This is a genomic window from Candidatus Cloacimonas sp., from assembly GCA_039680785.1.
Classification (GTDB): domain Bacteria; phylum Cloacimonadota; class Cloacimonadia; order Cloacimonadales; family Cloacimonadaceae; genus Cloacimonas.
The window spans coordinates 12092-32082 of record JBDKSF010000036.1 but is presented as its reverse complement, the minus strand read 5'-3'; the positions used below and the strand labels follow the sequence as shown (position 1 = coordinate 32082).

The following is a 19991-nucleotide window of genomic DNA, read 5'->3' as shown; positions in this document are numbered from 1 at the left end:
AGCAGGGAACTTTATTCGGAGCATAATGAAAGTTCTGTTTGGAGATTATAACGGAATACAAGTTTTCATAGCGCCAATCACTCTTTTATACTGGATAGATAGTAAAAGCTTAGTATCCTCAGCTACCAGTTTGCTCAGTTTTCGCATTCATTATTTGCCTTTGCTAAGCTTTTTGATCATTTTTGCTTTTGTGCTTTATATGCTGATTAAGCTGAAGTTACTATATTCTTGCTCTTCCGATGAATATCTGGAATTGCTTATTCAGCTGAATGTAAGCGTGATGGCTTTAGTTTTGATTGGTTTAATTATCTACGCATTATCCAATTTCATAGCATATTTTTATGGTATCAAAGGAACCATTAAATCTGGTTTGTATCTGCTGTTAAAGATATATACTTGTATCCTAATATTATATCATTATATGTCAAATGTTGTTTTAACACCATTCTATCAGAAGCAATATAGCTATAAATATGCTCTTAAGTCATTTCTTATCTGGGCGAGAAAAAACCGGTTAACGTTACTGAGCTATGCAATAGTAGTTATTTTGATGGTTTTCTTTGCCGTTCGCATCTATGAAATCGTTTTACAATATGCCTTAATACCTTTTATAAATATAATCGGCAATCAGATTGGGTTCAGTTTTCAATTTCAGCTATATCCTTTTATGGCATTACAAGACATATTTTCCAATTTTCTGGTTCTGGTCGGTGCCTTCTTAGTATCCAATCTGTGTTTCTACCCGATTATTCAATTATTAAGTTTTCTACTTAACTACTTTTTACCTTTTTCTCATATATTGAGGTCTAATTATGCCCAAAACGCATAAAAAGAAACTGCGCAAGATAAAAAGACGCAAAACGAACAAGGGACCTGGAATTTTAATTTTAATCGGCTTTATTTGTTGTGTCCTTATTTGGTGGATAACGAAGGAACCTGTCACTAATCATAATCAGACCGGAGAAACTACCGAAGCTGATAGTGCAGGAACACCCAATACAATGAAGCATAAAGAGAAAAAGCAGCATTTTGCAGATAAGAAAATCAATAAAACAAATACAATATCAAAAGTGAAAGAACTTACAAAACAAGAACCAACTGCCAAGAATAATAGTCCGGAAGCAGTAATTGGCTCCACCATAAATAAACTCGGTATTCCAGCAAGTTACTACCGAAAAAATAAAACCAATGATATCATCGTTTATAATGTCCCCATTGATAAATCCGTTATGGATCTGGTTTATGCAAATATGATATTTAAAGGAGAATTGGAAAGAGGAGGTGGAAAATTTATCCGAGGGACAGACAATCCTGGAAAGCAGACCTTACTATTTAATTTCTCCGAAGCACCCAAACAGTATCAGATAAACATATATTATGATTCCGATTTATATCAAAAGAAACAGAAAAATAGGACTATTACTCTGGTAATTGATGATTTTGGCATTATTGGAGGAGACCTGCTGGAAGGTTTTCTATCTCTGGATAAAGAAATTTGTTTTGCCATTTTTCCTGATGAGAAATACAGTGTGCTTACTATGGAAAGAGCAAAAAAGCAGGGAAGAACTACTATAATTCACATTCCTATGGAACCAATCGGATACCCGGAAGTAAATCCCGGAGATAATGCTATCTTAGTTCAATATGATGATCGGCAGATTGAAAAGATCCTAAATCGTTTTATTGACCAACTTCCTTATTGTGCAGGAGTAAATAATCATATGGGCAGTTTGGCTACTACAGATGAAGATGTTATGAGCACAGTTATGGAAACCCTTAAAAAGCATAATCTCTTCTTTTTGGATAGCCGAACTACGAATGTTTCAGTTGCTTATTCAGTAGCAAGGAAACAACATTTAAAGAGTTATCGGAATGATCTCTTTCTGGATTCTCCCAATATCAGCCAATCTACTATGGACGCAAAGTTGAATCAGATTATTGAGCTTTCTAATCTGAATGATAATGTAATAGCCATCACACACTGTCATAATTATGATAAGCTGCAATACATAAAAAAAATAATAAACCGACTTAAAGCCGCAGGTTTTACTTTGGTTCCTATCACGGAAATTGATAAATTCAATGTTCCGGAAATACTATAGAGGTTAGTAATGAGTTTTATCCTGTCAATTCTTCTGGGCATTTTACAAGGTCTTACGGAATTCATACCGGTCAGCAGTTCAGGGCATTTGGTATTATTTCAACATTTCTTTGGCATAGGAGATAGCAGTGACATTGGTTTTGAGCTCTTCTTACATTTAGGAACTTTGTTAGCGGTTCTTATTTATTTCCGTAAGACCCTTTGGGAGCTTTTTAAGTCACTTTTTTGCTGGGGTAATACGGTAAATCGCGAACAGCATCGTAAAAACAGAACTTTGGTCTATTATCTGTTAATATCCACTCTGGCGACGGGAGCTGTCTATCTTATTTGTGGTGACTATTTTGAACTTGCTTTTGCTTTACCGATGCTGGTGGCATTCTTCTTACTATTAACGGGCAGCATTGTTTTTCTTTCCGATTATTTTAAGGATAAAGGTATCCCATCCTCCAACTTGGGCTTTTTCAAGGCAATTATTATTGGGTTGGGACAGGGGATTGCCATTATCCCTGGAATATCTCGATCCGGAACTACCATTGCCTATGCGTTAGCAACGGGAATGAAACGCAAAGATGCGGCTCAGTATTCTTTTTTATTAAGCATACCGGCAATTTTGGCAGGTAATCTTTCTGCCTATAAAGAACTGGTTACGCTTAATTCAGCGCTTGCCGTAAATTATTTTGCTGGTTTCATTAGCTCTTTTCTGGTTGGTTATTTAGTTATTGCGTTTTTAATCCGTTTAATTGAAATGAGCCGGCTAAAATACTTTGGCATATATTGCTGGGTGGCAGGTTTAATCTCTATTTGTATGATCGCAATGGGATTTTAATGGAATCACCCCTTTTAGCTCTTGATTTTACTTCTGCCAGTGTGCATTTGGGTTCTTCCTATCTACTTATTGGCGCAGATTCCTATCTTGTGGATAGAATTCTTGATATCTTAAAAGCGACCCTGAAAAAGAAAGACAATGTAGATGTATTTATTATCTATGGCGATGAAGTGAAAAGTGCTGAATTAGCTGATTTATTGGATACCTATTCCATCTTCTCTTCCGCTAAACTTGTTATTATCCGAAATGCCGATCAGATGAATGAAAAAGGACAAAAGATACTGCTTAGCTATTTAGCTGAACCATCCGAAATTCAATGTCTGGCTATTGTAGTAGAAAAGATTGAGCTTAAAGATGATATCTGGAAGAAAATTAAATCTCAGACAAAGGTAATTAATTGTGAACCGCCTCGTTTTGGCTCTGCGATTCGTTCCTGGCTGGACAACACTCTGAAAGAAATGAATAAAACTATGACCTATAAAGCCATTGAAGAATTCCTCAATCGAGTGGAACTGGATTATTATAATGCAGCCAATGAGCTTAATAAATTGGACATCCTAACTTCGGATAAAAAAACAATCACCGATACGGATGTTATGAAAAGTTTGGGAACAACCCGCAAAGGAACCCTGATTGATTTTTATCGTGCCTTAGGCAGAAAACAAACAATGCAAGCAATTGAAGCAATGGAAAAAATGCTTAACGCTAACTGGGATTTCTTACAGATATTTTTCCAATTTAATAAGTTCTATAACAACATCTGGCATATTTTGTTATTGAAAAAAGCTCATATTTCCGATAGCGAAATCATCTCTAAGCATCTTGAGGATATCTATTATAACCAGAGGAAGGAATTCTTATCATTAGCAACCTCATGTACGCTTAATTCACTGGAAAAGATATTTGCCATTTTATTGGAGACCGATCATCAATTTAAACTTTCCGTTGCAGATGCCAGAATTTTACTTACTACTTGCCTCATCAAGGTTTTGGAAGCATAATGCATAAAACAGGTATCTTATTGCATATCAGTTCATTACCTTCTAATTATGGTATCGGAGATTTTGGTCCGGAAGCAATTAATTTTGCTGCCTATTTGAAAGCAGAAGGATATACATACTGGCAGATATTACCTGTAACTCATTGCGGCTATGGTAATTCTCCTTATAATCCTCTTTCCGCTTTTGCTTTAAATCCTTATCTGATAAGTCCTGAATTACTTTATCAACAGGGATTAATCAATCAAAGAATGTTGGAAAAAGTGCATATACCACCTGGTAGCATTACTCAATATGAACGCGTTTATGCTTTAAAGGATAAAATGCTGGCTCAAGCAACAGCAAATTGGATGCTTACCAACAACATAGATGACTATATAGAAGAAAATGCCGCTTATTTAAAGCCCTATTTAACTTTTCTCACTTTAAGCAAGATTTATGACGATAGCTGTTGGTATAATTGGAGTGAAGAACATAAACATTATAGCGAAGAACTGTATCAAAAAATCCGTTTGCTGGATTTAGAATTTGTTCATACTCGGGCAGCATCACAAGCATTGGTAAATGAGCAGCTGATTGGCTTTAAGAATTGCCTAAAAGAGCTTGGCATAATTTTAGTGGGGGATTTGCCTTTATACCTTTCTTACGATAGTGCCGAGGTTTGGGCTCATCCGGAATATTTTGATTTGGATGATGAGGGCAGGCGTTTACATTTTGCCGGTGTTCCACCAGATGCTTTTGCCGAAAAAGGTCAGCTTTGGGGCAATCCTCTTTATAAATGGGAAGTTTTAAAACAGGATGGTTTTAAGCTCTTTTTGGATAGAATCGGTAAAGCACTGAATTATTTGGATATACTTCGCCTTGATCATTTTATCGGTTATGTAAATTATTGGCAGGTAGAACCGGATTGGGATAAAGAGGGAAAGCCAATTTTACCCAAAAATGCTATGCATGGCTCTTGGGTAAATGCTTTGCCAGAGGATTTTTTCCCTTTATTATTAAGAAAATATATGCCTGCACATTTTATTGCTGAGGACTTAGGCGTTTTAAATCAGAATGTATGCAAAATTAGGGATAGCTTTGGTTTTCCCGGAATGATAATTCTACAGTTTTGTTTTGAAGAAAGTGTTCCGGAAGTTCAGTATTATCCTTCCGAAAGATGGCTCTATACTGGAACGCATGACAATCACACTCTTCGGGGTTGGTTTGAATCACTTTCTCCCGATTCGCCTTCACTTAAACATTTACAAGAATATTGCCTAAAACACAGATTAATGGATAATCATCCTGTTTTAAACGCTGATAACATTTCTGCCATTATGCGACATATTGCTTTATCTTCCGGATGCCAACAGATTATTTTTCCTTTACAAGATATATTGGGCTTGGGAGATGAAGCAAGAATGAATATTCCCGGAACTGCTTTAGGTAATTGGCAGTGGCGTTTGGATGAACTAATATATTAATTTTAAATAAAATACAAAGGAGAAAAAATGCCAAAACTTATGCTTTTGGGAGATGAAGCCCTTGCTCAAGGTGCTTTGGATGCAGGAATTTCCGGCTTCTATGGTTATCCGGGAACTCCTTCCACCGAGATCATTGAATATGCCCAAAGATCAAAACAGGCAGCGGAAAACAATATTCACCGAACTTGGAGTTCGAACGAAAAAACCGCTCTGGAAACAGCTTTGGGGATGAGTGCATCAGGAAAAAGAGCTATGGTAACGATGAAACATGTGGGTCTGAATGTGGCAGCCGATCCATTAATGAATTCAGCCATCACAGGAGCCAGCGGTGGTTTAATAATTGCCGTGGCGGATGATCCTTCTATGCATAGTTCTCAAAACGAGCAGGATAGCCGTTATTATGGTCACTTTGCGATGATTCCTGTTTTAGAGCCAGGTAATCAACAAGAATGTTATGATATGGCTTTTTATGGTTTTGAGCTATCTGAAAAGTATCATATACCTGTTCTTTTGCGTTTAACCACTCGCTTAGCGCATTCACGCTCTGGCGTAATAACCAAAGAACCTATTCCTCAGAATAAAATGCGTAAACCGGAAGATATGTATCAGTTTATGCTTTTACCTGCCATTGCCAGAAAGAAATATCAACATCATTTGGAATTGCAAAATAATTTTCTGGCAGAAGCGGAAAATTCACTTTATAATGTCTATGAAGGGGAAGCAAATTCCAAAAAACTGGGTATTATTACAACCGGCTTAGCTTATAACTATCTGCGAGAAGCGTTTAAGGGTGAAAAAATCCCTTATCCGGTTTTGAGAATAGGTCAGTATCCTATTCCTGAAAAGCAAATTCACCAGCTTTACGATAGTTGCGACGAACTGTTAATTATCGAAGAAGGAATGCCTATAGTGGAAGAACAGTTAAAAGGACTTGCTTTTCCTTGTTTAAAACCCATTCATGGTCGTTTGGACGGCTATCTCCCACGCGCTGGGGAACTGAATCCCAATCTTGTAGCTAAAGCATTTTTAATGCCAGATACAACTGGTAAGCCAGTTCCGGAAATTGTAGTTGGCAGACCTCCTGCTTTATGCGTCGGTTGCCCTCATTCCGATACTTTTCTTTCGCTGAATGAAGTTATGGCTGAATATGGAAGAGGCAATGTTTTTAGTGATATTGGTTGTTACTCTCTTGGTTTTATGCCACCGTATAATACCATCAATTCTTGTGTGGATATGGGCGCTTCCATTACAATGGCAAAAGGGGCTGCCGATAGTGGACTTTTTCCAGCCATAGCTATAATTGGAGATAGCACTTTTTGTCATTCCGGATTAACTGGATTGCTGGATTGTATTTACGATAAAGCTAATGTAGTGATTATTATTTTGGATAATTCCACCACTGCTATGACCGGTGGGCAGAATTATACGGGATATGGAAAACTGGAAGATATTTGTTCAGGTTTGGGAGTGGAAAAAGAACATATCAGGGTATTTGTTCCCCTGAAGAAAAATTATCCCGAAATTATCAATATCTATAAGGAAGAACTCGCTTACAAGGGTGTTTCCGTTATTATTGCCCGCAGGGAATGCATTCAGACCTTAAAGAAAAAGAACAAAATGGAGACGGAAGAATGAAACAGGATATAATACTTGCTGGTGTTGGTGGACAAGGTATATTAACCATAGCCACCATTCTTGGAACCGCTGCAATTAATAGAGGAATGAATTTAAAACAGGCAGAAGTGCATGGAATGAGTCAAAGAGGGGGAGATGTGCAATCTCACTTACGCCTTTCCGATGATCCAATTTGGAGTGATTTAATACCTTTTGGCTCAGCGGATATGATTTTAAGCGTGGAACCCTTGGAAGCATTACGCTATCTGCCATATTTAAAAGAAGACGGTTGGATTATATCTAATTCCACCCCCTTTAAAAATATTCCCAATTATCCTCCGGAAGAGGATATCTATAAGGAAATCAGAAAAATACCCAATTATGTTCTTTTTGATGCAGATACTTTAGCCAAAGAACAAAAAGCCAATCGTAGTATGAATATTGTGGTTTTGGGTGCGGCGATAACTCATCTTGGTTTTACTTTAGAAGAAATTGAAGAAGCAATCAAAGTGATTTTTGCTCCCAAAGGGGAAGCAATTGTAGAAGCAAATTTACGCGCTCTCCAAGCCGGAATGGCAGCAAATTAAAGTCATTGTTAGGGCGTGGATTTTCTACGCCCTTTTTCGTTTCTTACAGATTGCTTAAGTATATCACGCAGATTACGCAGATAACGCAGATTATATTTATGTAATTATATCGCTTCAGTTAATTCAGTCGCTCCAGTTATGTGTGTTCTTTTTTGTGAACATCCAGACCGCTCAACTTTTTATATTGCCAAAGAAACTTATCTACTTCCTAAATTTCCATCCCACCAGTTTACTATCTGTCTTTTACAGAGTTGACCCATAAGCCAGCGTTACCAAAGCCATTATTGCTTCAAAGATAACTCCATAATCGTCATCAATATATTCAATGGTTCTCCCATTTAGGCGTTTTGTATGTGGCATCAGAGCTGCACAATCGGTCATAGAAGTAGAATGAAACTCAATTTTTAGACGGATAGGGCTGGTAAAAGTATAAAGTGGAATATTTTTTTGAGCTAAAGCTGACTGAACTGCTTTTACGAGTGTTTCTTTCACTACTATGGAAGAATAATTTTTCGCGGCAAATTTGGCAACCGCTTCTTTAGTTCTAACAAAATGAACCCAAGGCATAGCTACTGCAATTTCTTCTTCCAATGCTTTGTCACCACTTATTAAAGCCACCGGCACACCCAAATGACCTGCGTAAGCAGAATTTATGATTGCCTCGTTCATTGGGATATCATTTATCCAGATCTTAAATATTTTACTGTTAGAATATGTATGGTCCATATTCCCTTTCAGAGCGCCAGTTCCAGAATGATAACCCAGCAAAAAGACCATAGAATAATCCTTACTGAAAGCAGGCATCATATATTGAGGTCGAGGTCCGCCTGAAATTAGCGAAATTCTTTTATCCAAAGCGGTTATATCATAGCTCAAATTATCTCCTCCGCTATGAGAATCGGCAATGGTAATTTCTTCTATGAATTCGTTAAAACCGCTGAATAAAATAGCATTCAGGCAATCGGTTATATGTGCCTGGTAATTTTTCATCACCTCCGGGCGGTTGGTTTTTTCTTGTTCCCAGTTAAAAGTTCCCGGCATTCCTTCCATATCGGTGGAAATGAAAATTTTCATTATAGCTCCTTGGCGATTTGTGCGCCGATTATTATATTATTTTTTAGCAAAGCCAGATTGGTCTGAACCGATTTGCCAACCGTTTTTTCTGCTAACTTTGCCAGTAGGAAGGGGGTTAAATCCTTTCCACAAATCTTTTTTGCTTTGGCTTCTTCAACCGCTGCTGCGATATATTTATCCATTTCCGCAAAAGGAATTTCGTCCTTTTCCGGCACGGGATTTGCCACTAAAATTCCGGTAGGTTGCGGATACAATTCTTGCATTACTTGATAGATATTTACCACATCTTTGGCGCTTTCAATTCTGTCTATCTTTTTTCCGCTTCGGCGTGAATAAAAAGCAGGAAATTCATTGGTCTTCCATCCCAAAACTGGAACTGCTTCACTTTCCAGAACTTCCAGCGTAGCAGGAATATCCAAAATGGCTTTACACCCAGCGGAAATTACTATTATCGGTATTTGAGCAAGAGCTTTTAAATCAGAAGATATATCCAATGTCTCATTCCAATTTTTATGAACCCCTCCAATTCCTCCGGTAGCAAAGACCTTTATACCTGCCTTAAAACAGAGCAGCATTGTGGCAGAAACGGTTGTTCCTCCGCTTTTTTGATTACTTATGGCATAGGGAATGTCTCGCATACCAAATTTATGCAGCTCTTGTTTCCGTATTATTTTTTGTTTCAGAATCGCTTTTTCCGCTTCACCCATTCCGATGTGAATTTTGCCATCCAAAATAATTACTGTTGCTGGCTCCACTTTCAGATCTAAACAAAGGGCTTCCAGATCGTCTAAGATTAATAAATTATCGGGATAAGGCAAACCATGAGTAAGGACGGTTGATTCCATTGCCAGAATTGGTTTATTGGTTTTTAACGCTTGTTGTATAGCGGATGTATAATATAATGGCGGACGCATCTTCCAATTACCTGCCTTTATTTAAAACAGGATGAAAATAAAAAAAGCTTTATATCTATCGTTTTGCCAGCAAAGAATCCGTTGGTGTGGGAGATAATATTTCCACAATTACAGGTATTACACCAGCAGAAAGCATATCAATTTCTTTTGCCGCAGCATAAGAAAGATCGATATCTCTGCCACGATTGAAGGGACCTCTGTCGTTAACGCGCACGGTTATGGATTTGTTGTTTTGAGGATTGGTTATTTTTAATAAGGTTTGAAAGGGGAGGGTCTTATGGGCACAAGTGAGGGCATCGCGATCATATTTTTCGCCACTTGCCGTTCTTCTACCCTGAAATCGTTTAGAATAAAAAGTAGCGACCATTTTTTCACCCGGGGGAGCTCCCGGCGGTTCTTGAGTTTGCAAAGAATCAATTACAACCCCTCTTTGTTCCGTAATTAATTCTTCTTCATTTAAGCTTGCTATGGTTTGGGCAATTACAGGCGCAATAAACATAACCTGAATTCCAATTAAGCAAGCCAATAATTTCTTTTTGTGTTTCTTCATCATTTTCCTTAGTTATGTGATGGGTGTGATAATTTTTTAGGCCTACTATATTGTCAAGAAAAATAATGCCAAAACAACCTTATAATATTGTGTAACAATTAGTTATGGGATCGCTCTTCTAACTTAATCTGGCATTATGTAAGTTTGGCAAATATTCCCTGTCCTCAGCATAATCCATATTATTGATTTATATCCTTATATCGTGTAATATCAGCGTATTTAAGCTGTTTTACCCTTTCTTTATACACTTATTCTCTTGTTACATTTCTCTAACGATTCAGTAACGCTATTACGGAAGTGTTACGGAAATGTTACTGGGTCGTTACTGAATTGACTATGTTACAATCAGTTACAGTTCTCTTACTATATCAAGTGGAAATATTTAGTATTTATATGCGTTGCAAAGAACTATGTATAAATTATAGACACAGGTGTGTAGCCGGAGGACGCTGATCCTCTGCAAAAAGCGTAGTCGGAGGACGCTGATCTTCCGCAAAAAATGTAGCCGGAGGACGCCTTTCTTCCGCAAAAAGTGTAGCCGGAGGACGCTGATCCTCCGCAATTTTAAAGTCCTCATCAACTTCAATTTTATATTTTATATCGTTACTATAAAAAGCGCAATAACGAGATAACTCGGTTGCCAGTGGAACGACAAGATGTCGTTCTTCCAGATGTTAATGTTCTCGTCAACTCCAATTTTATATTTTATATCGTTATTATAAAAAGCGCAATAACGAAATAACTCGGTTGTAAGTGGAACGACAAGATGTAGTTCTTCCAGGTTTAAAAAGAAATAGTTTGACAGAATAAGCCAAAAAATTGATGTATCACATAAAGAAGAAAAACATATAAAGAGAGGTGTTTATTATGCCCAAAATGACTGTTGATCCCAATTACTGCAAAGGTTGTGGTTTGTGCATAATTGCTTGTCCGAGAAAGATTATTCATTTATCGGAAAACATTAATGCCAAGGGCTATAACTATGCAGAGTGTATTGAGCAGGAAAAGTGTACTGCCTGCAAACTTTGTTATATAACCTGTCCCGATGTGGCGATTACGATTGAGAAGTGAGGTTATAATGTCTAAAATTTTAATGAAAGGTAATGAAGCAATTGCAGAAGCGGCAATTAGAAGTGGTTGTCGATTGTATTTTGCCTATCCCATTACACCCCAAAGCGAATTAATTGAATATATGGCAAAAATGATGCCTAAAGTAAAAGGCACTTTTATTCAAGCAGAAAGTGAAGTTGCTGCCATCAATATGGTTTACGGTGCTGCTGGAAGTGGAAAAAGAGTGATGACTTCCTCCTCTTCACCTGGCATTTCTTTAAAAATGGAAGGTCTTTCATATATTGCTGGTGCAGAACTTCCTTGTGTGGTAGTTAATGTTCAACGCGGTGGTCCCGGTTTGGGAGACATCCAACCCGCCCAAGGTGATTATTTTCAGGCAACTAAAGGCGGTGGTCATGGCGATTATCGTTTAATTGTTTTGGCTCCAAGTTCGGTTCAGGAATTTGCCGATATGGCAAGTGAAGCATTTGATTTGGCAGATAAATATCGTAATCCCGTTATGATTCTTGCCGACGGAATGCTGGGACAAATGATGGAGCCGGTGGAATTTAAGCCGGCAAAAACGGAAGAGGAATTACAAGAGCTTGCCAATCAACATCTTTCCTGGTGTATTTGTCCCAATGAAGATGGCGATAAAAAGCATCATCATGAAATAAATTCCTTGGAACTTGATCCCCAAGTTTTGGAACAGCATGTTCTGAACCTCTATAAAAAATACGCGATAATAGATAAAAATGAAATTCGTTATGAGACCTATAATGTCTCCGATGATAATGAAGTTCTTTGCGTTGCATGGGGAACTGCCAGCCGGGTTGTAAAATCAGCCATCAATGAAGTTCTTAAGGAAGGGAAGAATGTTGGTTTAATTCGTCCCATTCGTGTTTGGCCCTATCCCTATGATGCAATTAAACAAGCAATTGGGAAAAATGTGAAAAAAGTATATGTATTTGAACTCAATTCGGGACAAATGGTAGAAGATGTAAAAATTGCCGTAGAAGGAAAGGTTCCGGTTGATTTTTGGGGAAAAGTGGGAGGCGTCGTTTTCACTCCTGCTGAGATCAAAGAAAAACTGGAATCGTGTTTTTAAGGAAGGAGGAAAAATGGAAATTATTGCAAAACGCCCTGAAGCACTTACAAAAGTCCCTTTCCATTATTGTCCTGGATGTATGCATGGTGTAGCTCATAGATTAATTGCCGAAGCAATAGATGAAAATGGTTTAATCAATCAAATAGCTGGTGTGGCACCCGTCGGTTGTGCTGTTTTTGCCTACAATTATTTTAATTGTGATATGGCTGAAGCAGCTCATGGAAGGGCTCCTGCCGTTGCTACTGGAATAAAAAGAGCCCGTCCTGATATGCATGTATTTACTTATCAGGGAGATGGTGATTTAGCTGCCATAGGAACTGCTGAAATTATCCATTCTGCAAATCGGGGAGAAAAGATAAGCGTGTTCTTCGTTAATAATGCAATTTATGGTATGACCGGAGGACAAATGGCTCCTACAACTTTGCCTGATATGAAAACCACTACCAGTCCTTATGGAAGAAATGTAGATGATATTGGTTACCCAATTAGGGTTTGTGAACTATTATCTACTTTGGTGGCTCCCTATTATATTGAAAGGGTCTCACTTTTAAGTCCTGCCGATATCATTAAAGCCAAAAAAGCGGTTAGCAAAGCAATTCGTTATAATAAAGAAAATCGCGGTTTTACCTTTATAGAATTTATCAGCACCTGCCCTACCAATTGGGGTTATGAACCTGAACAAGCAAGGCAATGGGCAAAAGAAAATATGCTACCTTTCTTCAAACCAGGTGTCTTTCGCGATAAAGGTGAAGGAGTGGAATAATGACTACGGAAATGATTTGTGCTGGTTTTGGCGGTCAAGGAGTTCTTACTATAGGCAAATTTATTGCCCAAGCAGCAATGCAAGAAGGGAAGAATGTTTCTTGGCTACCTTCTTACGGTCCCGAAATGAGAGGTGGAACTGCTAATGTATCTACTGTTGTTTCCACTGAACCGATTGCCTCTCCAATCGTCAGTTTTCCAGATGTGCTGGTAGCTTTAAATCAGCCCTCCATCGATAAATTCGCTCCTTCTATGCGCGCTGGCGGCATATTAATTTATAATACCAATATGTGTCCTCGCGGATGTAAAAGGGAAGATATAACCAAGATAGCGATACCGATGAATGATATTGCAACTGAGATTGGAAGTATGATTGTGCTCAATATGCTGGCAACTGGTGTTGTTATTGGGAAAACAAATATCATCCAATACGAAACTCTGGAACAGAATTTAACTTCCTTTATGAAGGAGAAAAATCCTGATTTGCTTGCCAAAAATCTCACTGCCATCAAACGCGGAATAGAGATCGCTAAACAACATACTTGATCTTATTACAAAAAAATATGAGGAACCGGATAGATCTTTATCTGTCCGGTTCCCCCAAAAATTAAGACAGTGAATTCCATTTTACCCAAAAGGTCATTGACCTAAGCTTAAAAATATATTTGCCGAATTTTATACGGCGAAACATAAAGGAAGAAGAAAAATGGAAGAGAATGAACTTATCACCATTGCTACCTATACAAATCCCTTTGAAGCTGAATTAGCAAAGGGTTTTTTGGAAGAATCCGGTTTTCATCCCTATTTACTAAATGAAAGAATGATGAGTATGTATGCTTCCATCGCCGGGGATATGTATAAAATTGAATTGCAGGTTCCGGAAAATGAGGAACACGAAGCTAAAGAACTTATCACAGGTCTGGAAGATTCGGACTATGTAACAAAGATTTTGCATAGCGAAGGAGCTCTGCTGAAAGGTCATTTTCAATTAACCTCAGGCAAACATAGCAAACAGTATATAGAAAAAATCAGAATCCTCCAAAATCCGGCTGCGGCTCATAATCTCTGTAAGCTCCTTGCCAATCGTCTTGCCGATTATGATTTTGATGCCATTGTGGGTCCCGCTTACGGAGGCATCGCTCTTGCTTTTGATGTTGCTTTGCTGATGAACAAAAGTTTTCTCTTTACGCAACGCAAAGATGGAGAAATGACTTTACGCAGCGGTTTTGACCTCTCTAAAATTCGGAAAACGGTAATTGTGGAAGATATTCTTACTACGGGTGGAAGTATTCAAGAAGTTATTAACTGTCTGGAAAATAAGGGATTGGAAGTTATTGCCATTGGAGTTTTAGTAGATAGAAGCGGTGGGAATGTGCAATTTTCTCTTCCGATGGAACCATTGCTAAGCTTAGATATTCCTGCCTATGAGCCCGAAAATTGTGATGCCTGTAAGCAGAGTATTCCTCTCATAAAACCCGGCAGCAGTGATAAAGTATAAAGTTTAGTATGCCAAAAATATCCATTATAACCTACTTGTTTTCCGATATTGAAAAAATAATCGACGCCTGTGAATTCTCTCCGTTAAATGCGGAACTTGAATTGGAAATTATTTGCCCAGACGAAGAAATCCCCAAACACACTGTAGATAACATTCATTTCAGAGGCATTAAGGAAATAGGCAAACTTCCTGTTCCTACTGAAAATAATATCTGTTTCTTTGCCGATTCTGCTTCTTTTGTTTATTACAGCAAGCAAAACGAAGTAAAATCACCGATTCTATTTGTCCATCCCGAAATAGCAATTTTGGAACTGAAAGAGACCGATATATTTCAAACTGATCTTTCTATCTATGGCTTGAGCCCTTGTGTTCTGGAAAATGATTCTGCGGAACAACTTTATTGTAAAAGAGAGGGTCTTTTTGTTTATAAGAATCTACAGATGTTTTTGGAAAGTAAAAAACCCAATTCTGTTTTGCTAACCACCAATAACAGAATTGCTGAGGCACTTGTAAGTATAGACAATGAAAAGTGGCAAGTGTTTTATCCTGAAATCAATTATCGAGACCTGAGGGTGGAAGACAGTAACGCATACCGGTTATTGTATATTGCCCAAAAGCAATTACTTAGCCAAATGCGGGGATTGGAAAACAGTTATGATTTGGCAGGAATACGCTATTGCCAAAAGAACTATTCACAGTCCTATTCATTTTTTGCCAGCCATTACGATGAATATATGGCACAGGTAGATTACGATATATGGGTGAACTATATCTTATCTTGGTATAAACAATACTCTTCTTTGAAACTGAATAAAATTCTGGAGCTTGCTTGTGGAACGGCAAATGTAGCCCAGAAACTGGTTCAAAAAGGTTATGATGTTTATGCTTGCGATATGTCTTTAGATATGCTGAAAATGGCATCCAAAAAGCCATCAAAACCAAAATTATATTATGCTTCTATGACCGATCCCATTCCTGGTAAGGATTATCAACTGGTGCTTTGTATATTTGACAGTATAAACTACCTTACACAAGCAAAACAGATTAGTAAAACTCTTTCCGAGGTCTCGTTGGCTTTAGAAAAAGGGGGATTGTTTATTTTTGATATTTCCACTCTGGAAAACAGCATTGATAATTTTGCCAATATCTGTGATTTGCAACATTATTCTGATGGTTTTATGGTTCATCAAGCGTGGTTTGAAAGTGTTCAACTGTGGCAAAAATCAGCTCTGCACTTCTTTCAAAAAGATGCCATCGGTTATAACTATCAATATGAACAACATTTACAAAGAGTTTATTTTACAACTGAACTGCTGGAATTGATCAATAATTCTTCTCTTAAAGTGAAAGCCATTCATAGCGCCCAAAACAAAACAAATCTATATCCAAAACACTTGTCTGGCATAGATGAAAAATATAGTCGCTTGTTCTTCATCTTAGAAAAGGTGTAATCATTGACAACTCTCTATCAGAACGATATTGACTTCTATCGGGAAAATGGACTTTTTGCTGGAATCGATGAAGCCGGTAGAGGCGCCTTAGCCGGTCCTGTAGTGATTGCGGCTGTGATCTTAAATTATGATATAATTATCGATGGCATCAACGATTCCAAATTGCTTTCCCCTCAGAAACGTGCCATCCTCTTTCCGCAAATTGTAAATAGCGCCATTGATTATAGCATTGTGGAAATAAGCCCTGCCTATATTGATGAACATAACATTCGGCAGGCAACTTTGCAAGGATTCCAAAAAGCTTTTTTTCAGCTAAACAGCAAACCGCAACATTGCTTAATAGATGGGAAGGATATACCCGGTGAGCTTAAATCCTATGCTCAAGCAATCATTAAAGGCGACCAACTTTATGCTGCCATAGCTGCCGCTTCCATTTTGGCAAAAGTCCATCGAGATAAGCTAATGATTGCTTACGATGAAAAGTATCCAGAATACGGTTTTGCTTCTCATAAGGGCTATGGAACTGCTTTTCATAGCAACAGAATTCATATCCTTGGGCTTTCTCCCATTCACAGAAAGAGTTTTACTGTGCCAGATAACTGGGGAACTGGAGAACAGTAGAAAGCTTCTCTTATCTCTCTATTTTCGAACTATTCACTTTTAGTAAAGCGACTATTTAAAAGCTTCCTGACCAGTGAATTGACGGTAGGGATCAAAACTCTTTAGTATTTCTCTGTCCTTATCAGTAGTGTTTTCCAAACAGATCCGAGTAACCAATTCACCCATTCCGGGACCGAGCATAAAGCCCTGACCGCACATTCCCACTGCATTAATCAAATTTTCTGTTTCTTCCATAATTCCCACAATAGGAAATCCATCCGGAGTCATAGGATACTGTCCTCTCCAAGTTCTGCGCACTTTCAAATTGCGCAAACGGGGATAGATGGTCAACATTCTTTTACTGCACATTGGCAAAAAGACAGAAGTGGAACGGATATCTATTCCTGCTATAGGTGGTTCGGGAGTAATACAAAAAACAACCTGTCCTTCACTATTTTGATAGAAATAGAAATTGGAACTGCCAGGATCTAACCGCATATCAATAACCATAGGTCCAAAAAATCTTTCTACCGGTTCAGTTATGCCTGCTTCGTGATTTTCCGGGAAAACGGGTAAATCCAAATTAGCCAATGAACCAATTTCACGAGCATTGCTTCCTGCCGCATTCACTACTTTGGCTGAAGAATATATGCCTTTATTGGTGATGACCCTATTTATTTTACCGTTTTCTATATTGAATTCGGTAACTTTTTCCTGAAAATGAAACTCCACACCCTCATTTTTACAGTGTTCAAAATAAGCGGCAGAAACCAGTAAGGGAGAGCAAGAACCATCTTCCGGAGAATAGGTGGAACCTTGTAAGTCATCTTTCCAAATACCGGGAACTATATCACTATACTCATCTGCGTTAAGCCATTTTATATTTAGTCCAAAACTAAGCTGAATTTGCATCAGGTCTTTTAGCGCTTTGGCATCTCTTTCATTATAAGCGGGATAGCTATAGCCATTGGAAAGCCAACCAATATCCTCGCCCATTTCGTTTTGCCAATTCTTTAGAATATCTATTGAACGCAGGCATACACTTATCTTGCCAAAATCGGAATGGGTAGCTCGAACTCCTCCGATGGCTTTTTTGTTATTTCCCTGTCCGGGACAGTGTTCTGCTTCAATAACTAATACCTTCATTCCTGCTTTTGCTAAATTATAAGCGGTTGGAAGTCCTGTTGAGCCAGCGCCAATTACGATTACATCATATATTTTATTCATTTTTTACTCCCGTCGGGAAATTTCTCCAGTGGAATTTCTATAAATAGAGGCCTTTTTGTATTAGTAACAATGTCGTTATCTGAAATGCCTTCTTCTCGAAGCAAACCCTTTATCAACACTTCACAGGTCTTCGAGCCACAAGGCCCCATTCCTGCTCTGGTAATTGCCTTTATCAGATTCAGGTCTGTAATTCCTTTTCTTATTAAGCTACGCACTTCTCCCACACTAACCCTTTCACACAAACAAACCATTGCTTCATCGGGTGTTTTATCTAAAAGAACTGGTTTTGCTAAGGGTGCAGAAACATTTGCATCCTGAATTCTGAACCCAGCTACTTTTTTAGCAATTGCTTTAGGGACTTTAAATTTTACTATTTGAGTATGCTGCTTGGGAAAATCCTGGACTGCGGAAACGACAAATTCACCTAATTCTTTGGAATTTATATCGCTTAGTATTTTCTTATCTCCTACTTTCACAGGATAGTTACTTACTTCGTAAACAATGCTGAGAGTGGGATTTTCTTTATCTTTTCTATAGTCCACTAAAGTGATCGCTAAACCGGGACATATTAATAAGCACTTTCCACAGCCAATGCAAGAACCCGTATATACAGGAACGGCTGTTAAAGAGCCATCTTCCGTTTGAATACTATTTGTAGGGCAAACAGTTGTGCAAGGATTACAGGGTATTTCTTGTAGGCAATGCAGAATAGGGAAGACCCCTTCTTCTTTTTCTGGTGTATTATAGTTCTTGATTTTTCCTGGAGCAGATTTAAGCTCTTCTGCTTTTCTAAACCACTCGTCAGGAATGGGATTCTGTTTTTCTCCCATAAGAATGGAAGCTATTTTTTTGCCGGCTATTTTTCCATTGAACATTGCCGAACTTGCTTCTGCAATTTCTAATGCATCACCGGCTGCGTCAATTGGTATGCCTGCAGCTTCTGCCTCTAAAGTGAATTCACTTAAAGGATTAAGACCTACCGCTATTAAAATTGTATCACAGGTAAAGGTCTTTTCCGTTCCAGCTATGGGTTGGAATTTTTTATCAATTTCCGCTATGGTTATACTTTCCACTGATTCATTTCCATTGGCGCAAAGAATGGAATGAGAAGTATAAATCGGAACTCCAAATCTTTTTAACTTATCAGCGTGAACTTTATATCCACCACAAGCAGGCAATGCTTCCGCTAAGCCAACAACATCAATTCCTGCTTGCAAAGAATGATATCCGGCTATTAAACCTACATTACCGCCTCCGATGATAAAAAGTCGTTTAGTAGGGCGCACAAGATCACGATTTACAAGAGTTTGAAAAGCACCTGCACCATAAATTCCGGCTAAATTATTACCAGGGAATCTTAAGAATTTTTCTCTGGCGCCGGCAGCATTTAGAATACGCTTGGGTTGAATAATTTTATACACACCATCTTTTAAGATACCTACTTTTTTATCGCTGAAAATATAAACGACGGTGCTATTCAACCAAATGTCCACACTTGCATAATTGGCAAGTTCTGTAGATAGGTTTCTGCCAATTTCGATACCTCTGGTTCCAGCACTGCTATCTGCTTGCGAACCAAAGAACTTATGAGTTTGCAAAACCAGCTTTCCGCCCAATGCGTTTTTATCGTCTATCAGCAGGGTTTTGATATTCTGTTTACCAAGTTCAATGGCTGCAGAAAGTCCCGCAGGGCCTCCTCCAATAATAAGAACATCGGTTTCCATCTGTTCCAAAGGTTCAAAAGAGACAGGATTATCAGCCGCAGGTAAAACTGGAAGTCCTTCCAGCGATTGCACTATCATATTTTCACTAACAGCGGTCATACAAGATTTAACGGCTAAACCATTTGCGATCACACTGCATTGAGCACATTGACCATTAGCGCAAAAAATGCCTTGAGCGCTGCCATCTTTATGGTGATGGCCAAAAACGGAAACTCCATTGGCTATAAGAGCGGAAGCAATCATTTCTCCCTTTTTTGCCTTCATTTTTTGCTGATTCCAATAAAAACATACTTCCTCCCTTTCGGGCACTGGTAAAATGGGATGTATGGCAATACGATTGTTATCTGCCATTTGTATTAAACTCCTTATTATTCAAGGGGTATGAAGCTTGCATCATTAGCTTGGTTCATACTCTTCTAATATTATTTATCTACCCTCAAT

At 38.2% G+C, this 19991-nt stretch carries 19 protein-coding genes; 14 read left to right on the top strand and 5 right to left on the bottom strand.

What is annotated here, in order from left to right; translation table 11 throughout:
• Positions 1 to 25 precede the first annotated feature (25 nt).
• From ABFC98_02175 to ABFC98_02145, 7 genes are read left to right on the top strand one after another with little or no spacing between them, the layout of a single operon-like run.
• On the top strand, positions 26 to 829 hold the full coding sequence (locus tag ABFC98_02175; protein MEN6444835.1) for a hypothetical protein: 804 nt from the start codon (positions 26 to 28) through the stop codon (positions 827 to 829).
• Entirely contained in the window at positions 813 to 2102 is a 1290-nt protein-coding gene (locus ABFC98_02170; protein ID MEN6444834.1) for a divergent polysaccharide deacetylase family protein, read from the top strand. Before ABFC98_02175 ends, ABFC98_02170 begins: the two co-directional genes overlap by 17 nt.
• 9 nt (positions 2103 to 2111) lie before the next feature.
• Complete coding sequence (locus tag ABFC98_02165; protein MEN6444833.1) at positions 2112 to 2927, top strand: undecaprenyl-diphosphate phosphatase; 816 nt, start codon at positions 2112 to 2114, stop codon at positions 2925 to 2927.
• On the top strand, positions 2927 to 3928 hold the full coding sequence (gene holA, locus ABFC98_02160; protein ID MEN6444832.1) for a DNA polymerase III subunit delta: 1002 nt from the start codon (positions 2927 to 2929) through the stop codon (positions 3926 to 3928). The genes ABFC98_02165 and holA overlap by 1 nt, the downstream gene beginning before the upstream one ends.
• Positions 3928 to 5391: a 4-alpha-glucanotransferase gene (malQ, locus tag ABFC98_02155; GenBank protein ID MEN6444831.1), complete on the top strand. Its 1464-nt coding sequence runs from the start codon at positions 3928 to 3930 to the stop codon at positions 5389 to 5391. Before holA ends, malQ begins: the two co-directional genes overlap by 1 nt.
• A 27-nt stretch (positions 5392 to 5418) precedes the next feature.
• Complete coding sequence (locus tag ABFC98_02150) at positions 5419 to 7026, top strand: thiamine pyrophosphate-dependent enzyme (GenBank protein ID MEN6444830.1); 1608 nt, start codon at positions 5419 to 5421, stop codon at positions 7024 to 7026.
• Positions 7023 to 7592 carry an indolepyruvate oxidoreductase subunit beta gene (locus ABFC98_02145; GenBank protein ID MEN6444829.1) on the top strand — a complete coding sequence of 190 codons (570 nt, stop codon included), beginning with the start codon at positions 7023 to 7025 and terminating at the stop codon, positions 7590 to 7592. The genes ABFC98_02150 and ABFC98_02145 overlap by 4 nt, the downstream gene beginning before the upstream one ends.
• Before the next feature lie 243 nt (positions 7593 to 7835).
• On the opposite strand, the gene ABFC98_02140 is transcribed toward ABFC98_02145, so the two are convergent.
• Genes ABFC98_02140 through ABFC98_02130 form a run of 3 tightly spaced genes read right to left on the bottom strand, consistent with a single transcriptional unit; the run spans position 7836 to position 10133 of the window.
• A complete protein-coding gene (locus ABFC98_02140; protein ID MEN6444828.1) occupies positions 7836 to 8666 on the bottom strand; it encodes a M55 family metallopeptidase in 831 nt (276 codons plus the stop codon).
• Positions 8666 to 9580, bottom strand: coding sequence for a pseudouridine-5'-phosphate glycosidase (locus tag ABFC98_02135; protein ID MEN6444827.1), 915 nt, complete (start codon positions 9578 to 9580; stop codon positions 8666 to 8668). Before ABFC98_02135 ends, ABFC98_02140 begins: the two co-directional genes overlap by 1 nt.
• Before the next feature lie 55 nt (positions 9581 to 9635).
• Positions 9636 to 10133: a septal ring lytic transglycosylase RlpA family protein gene (locus ABFC98_02130; GenBank protein ID MEN6444826.1), complete on the bottom strand. Its 498-nt coding sequence runs from the start codon at positions 10131 to 10133 to the stop codon at positions 9636 to 9638.
• An 864-nt stretch (positions 10134 to 10997) separates the two neighbouring features.
• On the opposite strand from ABFC98_02130, the gene ABFC98_02125 reads away from it, so the two are divergent.
• The 7 genes from ABFC98_02125 (at position 10998) to ABFC98_02095 (ending at position 16620) form a co-directional block, all read left to right on the top strand.
• Complete coding sequence (locus ABFC98_02125; GenBank protein MEN6444825.1) at positions 10998 to 11201, top strand: ferredoxin family protein; 204 nt, start codon at positions 10998 to 11000, stop codon at positions 11199 to 11201.
• Positions 11202 to 11208: 7 nt separating this feature from the next.
• Positions 11209 to 12288: a 3-methyl-2-oxobutanoate dehydrogenase subunit VorB gene (locus ABFC98_02120; protein ID MEN6444824.1), complete on the top strand. Its 1080-nt coding sequence runs from the start codon at positions 11209 to 11211 to the stop codon at positions 12286 to 12288.
• Between the two features lie 13 nt (positions 12289 to 12301).
• Positions 12302 to 13051, top strand: coding sequence for a thiamine pyrophosphate-dependent enzyme (locus ABFC98_02115; GenBank protein MEN6444823.1), 750 nt, complete (start codon positions 12302 to 12304; stop codon positions 13049 to 13051).
• Entirely contained in the window at positions 13051 to 13596 is a 546-nt protein-coding gene (locus tag ABFC98_02110; protein ID MEN6444822.1) for a 2-oxoacid:acceptor oxidoreductase family protein, read from the top strand. Before ABFC98_02115 ends, ABFC98_02110 begins: the two co-directional genes overlap by 1 nt.
• A 160-nt stretch (positions 13597 to 13756) precedes the next feature.
• Positions 13757 to 14548 (top strand): orotate phosphoribosyltransferase, encoded by a 792-nt coding sequence (pyrE, locus tag ABFC98_02105; protein ID MEN6444821.1) that lies wholly within the window; start codon positions 13757 to 13759, stop codon positions 14546 to 14548.
• Between the two features lie 8 nt (positions 14549 to 14556).
• Entirely contained in the window at positions 14557 to 15999 is a 1443-nt protein-coding gene (locus tag ABFC98_02100) for a class I SAM-dependent methyltransferase (GenBank protein ID MEN6444820.1), read from the top strand.
• 3 nt (positions 16000 to 16002) lie between these two features.
• Positions 16003 to 16620 (top strand): ribonuclease HII, encoded by a 618-nt coding sequence (locus tag ABFC98_02095; protein ID MEN6444819.1) that lies wholly within the window; start codon positions 16003 to 16005, stop codon positions 16618 to 16620.
• Positions 16621 to 16671: 51 nt separating this feature from the next.
• On the opposite strand, the gene ABFC98_02090 is transcribed toward ABFC98_02095, so the two are convergent.
• Entirely contained in the window at positions 16672 to 17826 is a 1155-nt protein-coding gene (locus ABFC98_02090) for an FAD-binding oxidoreductase (protein MEN6444818.1), read from the bottom strand.
• Positions 17823 to 19901 (bottom strand): FAD-dependent oxidoreductase, encoded by a 2079-nt coding sequence (locus ABFC98_02085; protein ID MEN6444817.1) that lies wholly within the window; start codon positions 19899 to 19901, stop codon positions 17823 to 17825. Before ABFC98_02085 ends, ABFC98_02090 begins: the two co-directional genes overlap by 4 nt.
• Positions 19902 to 19991 lie beyond the last annotated feature (90 nt).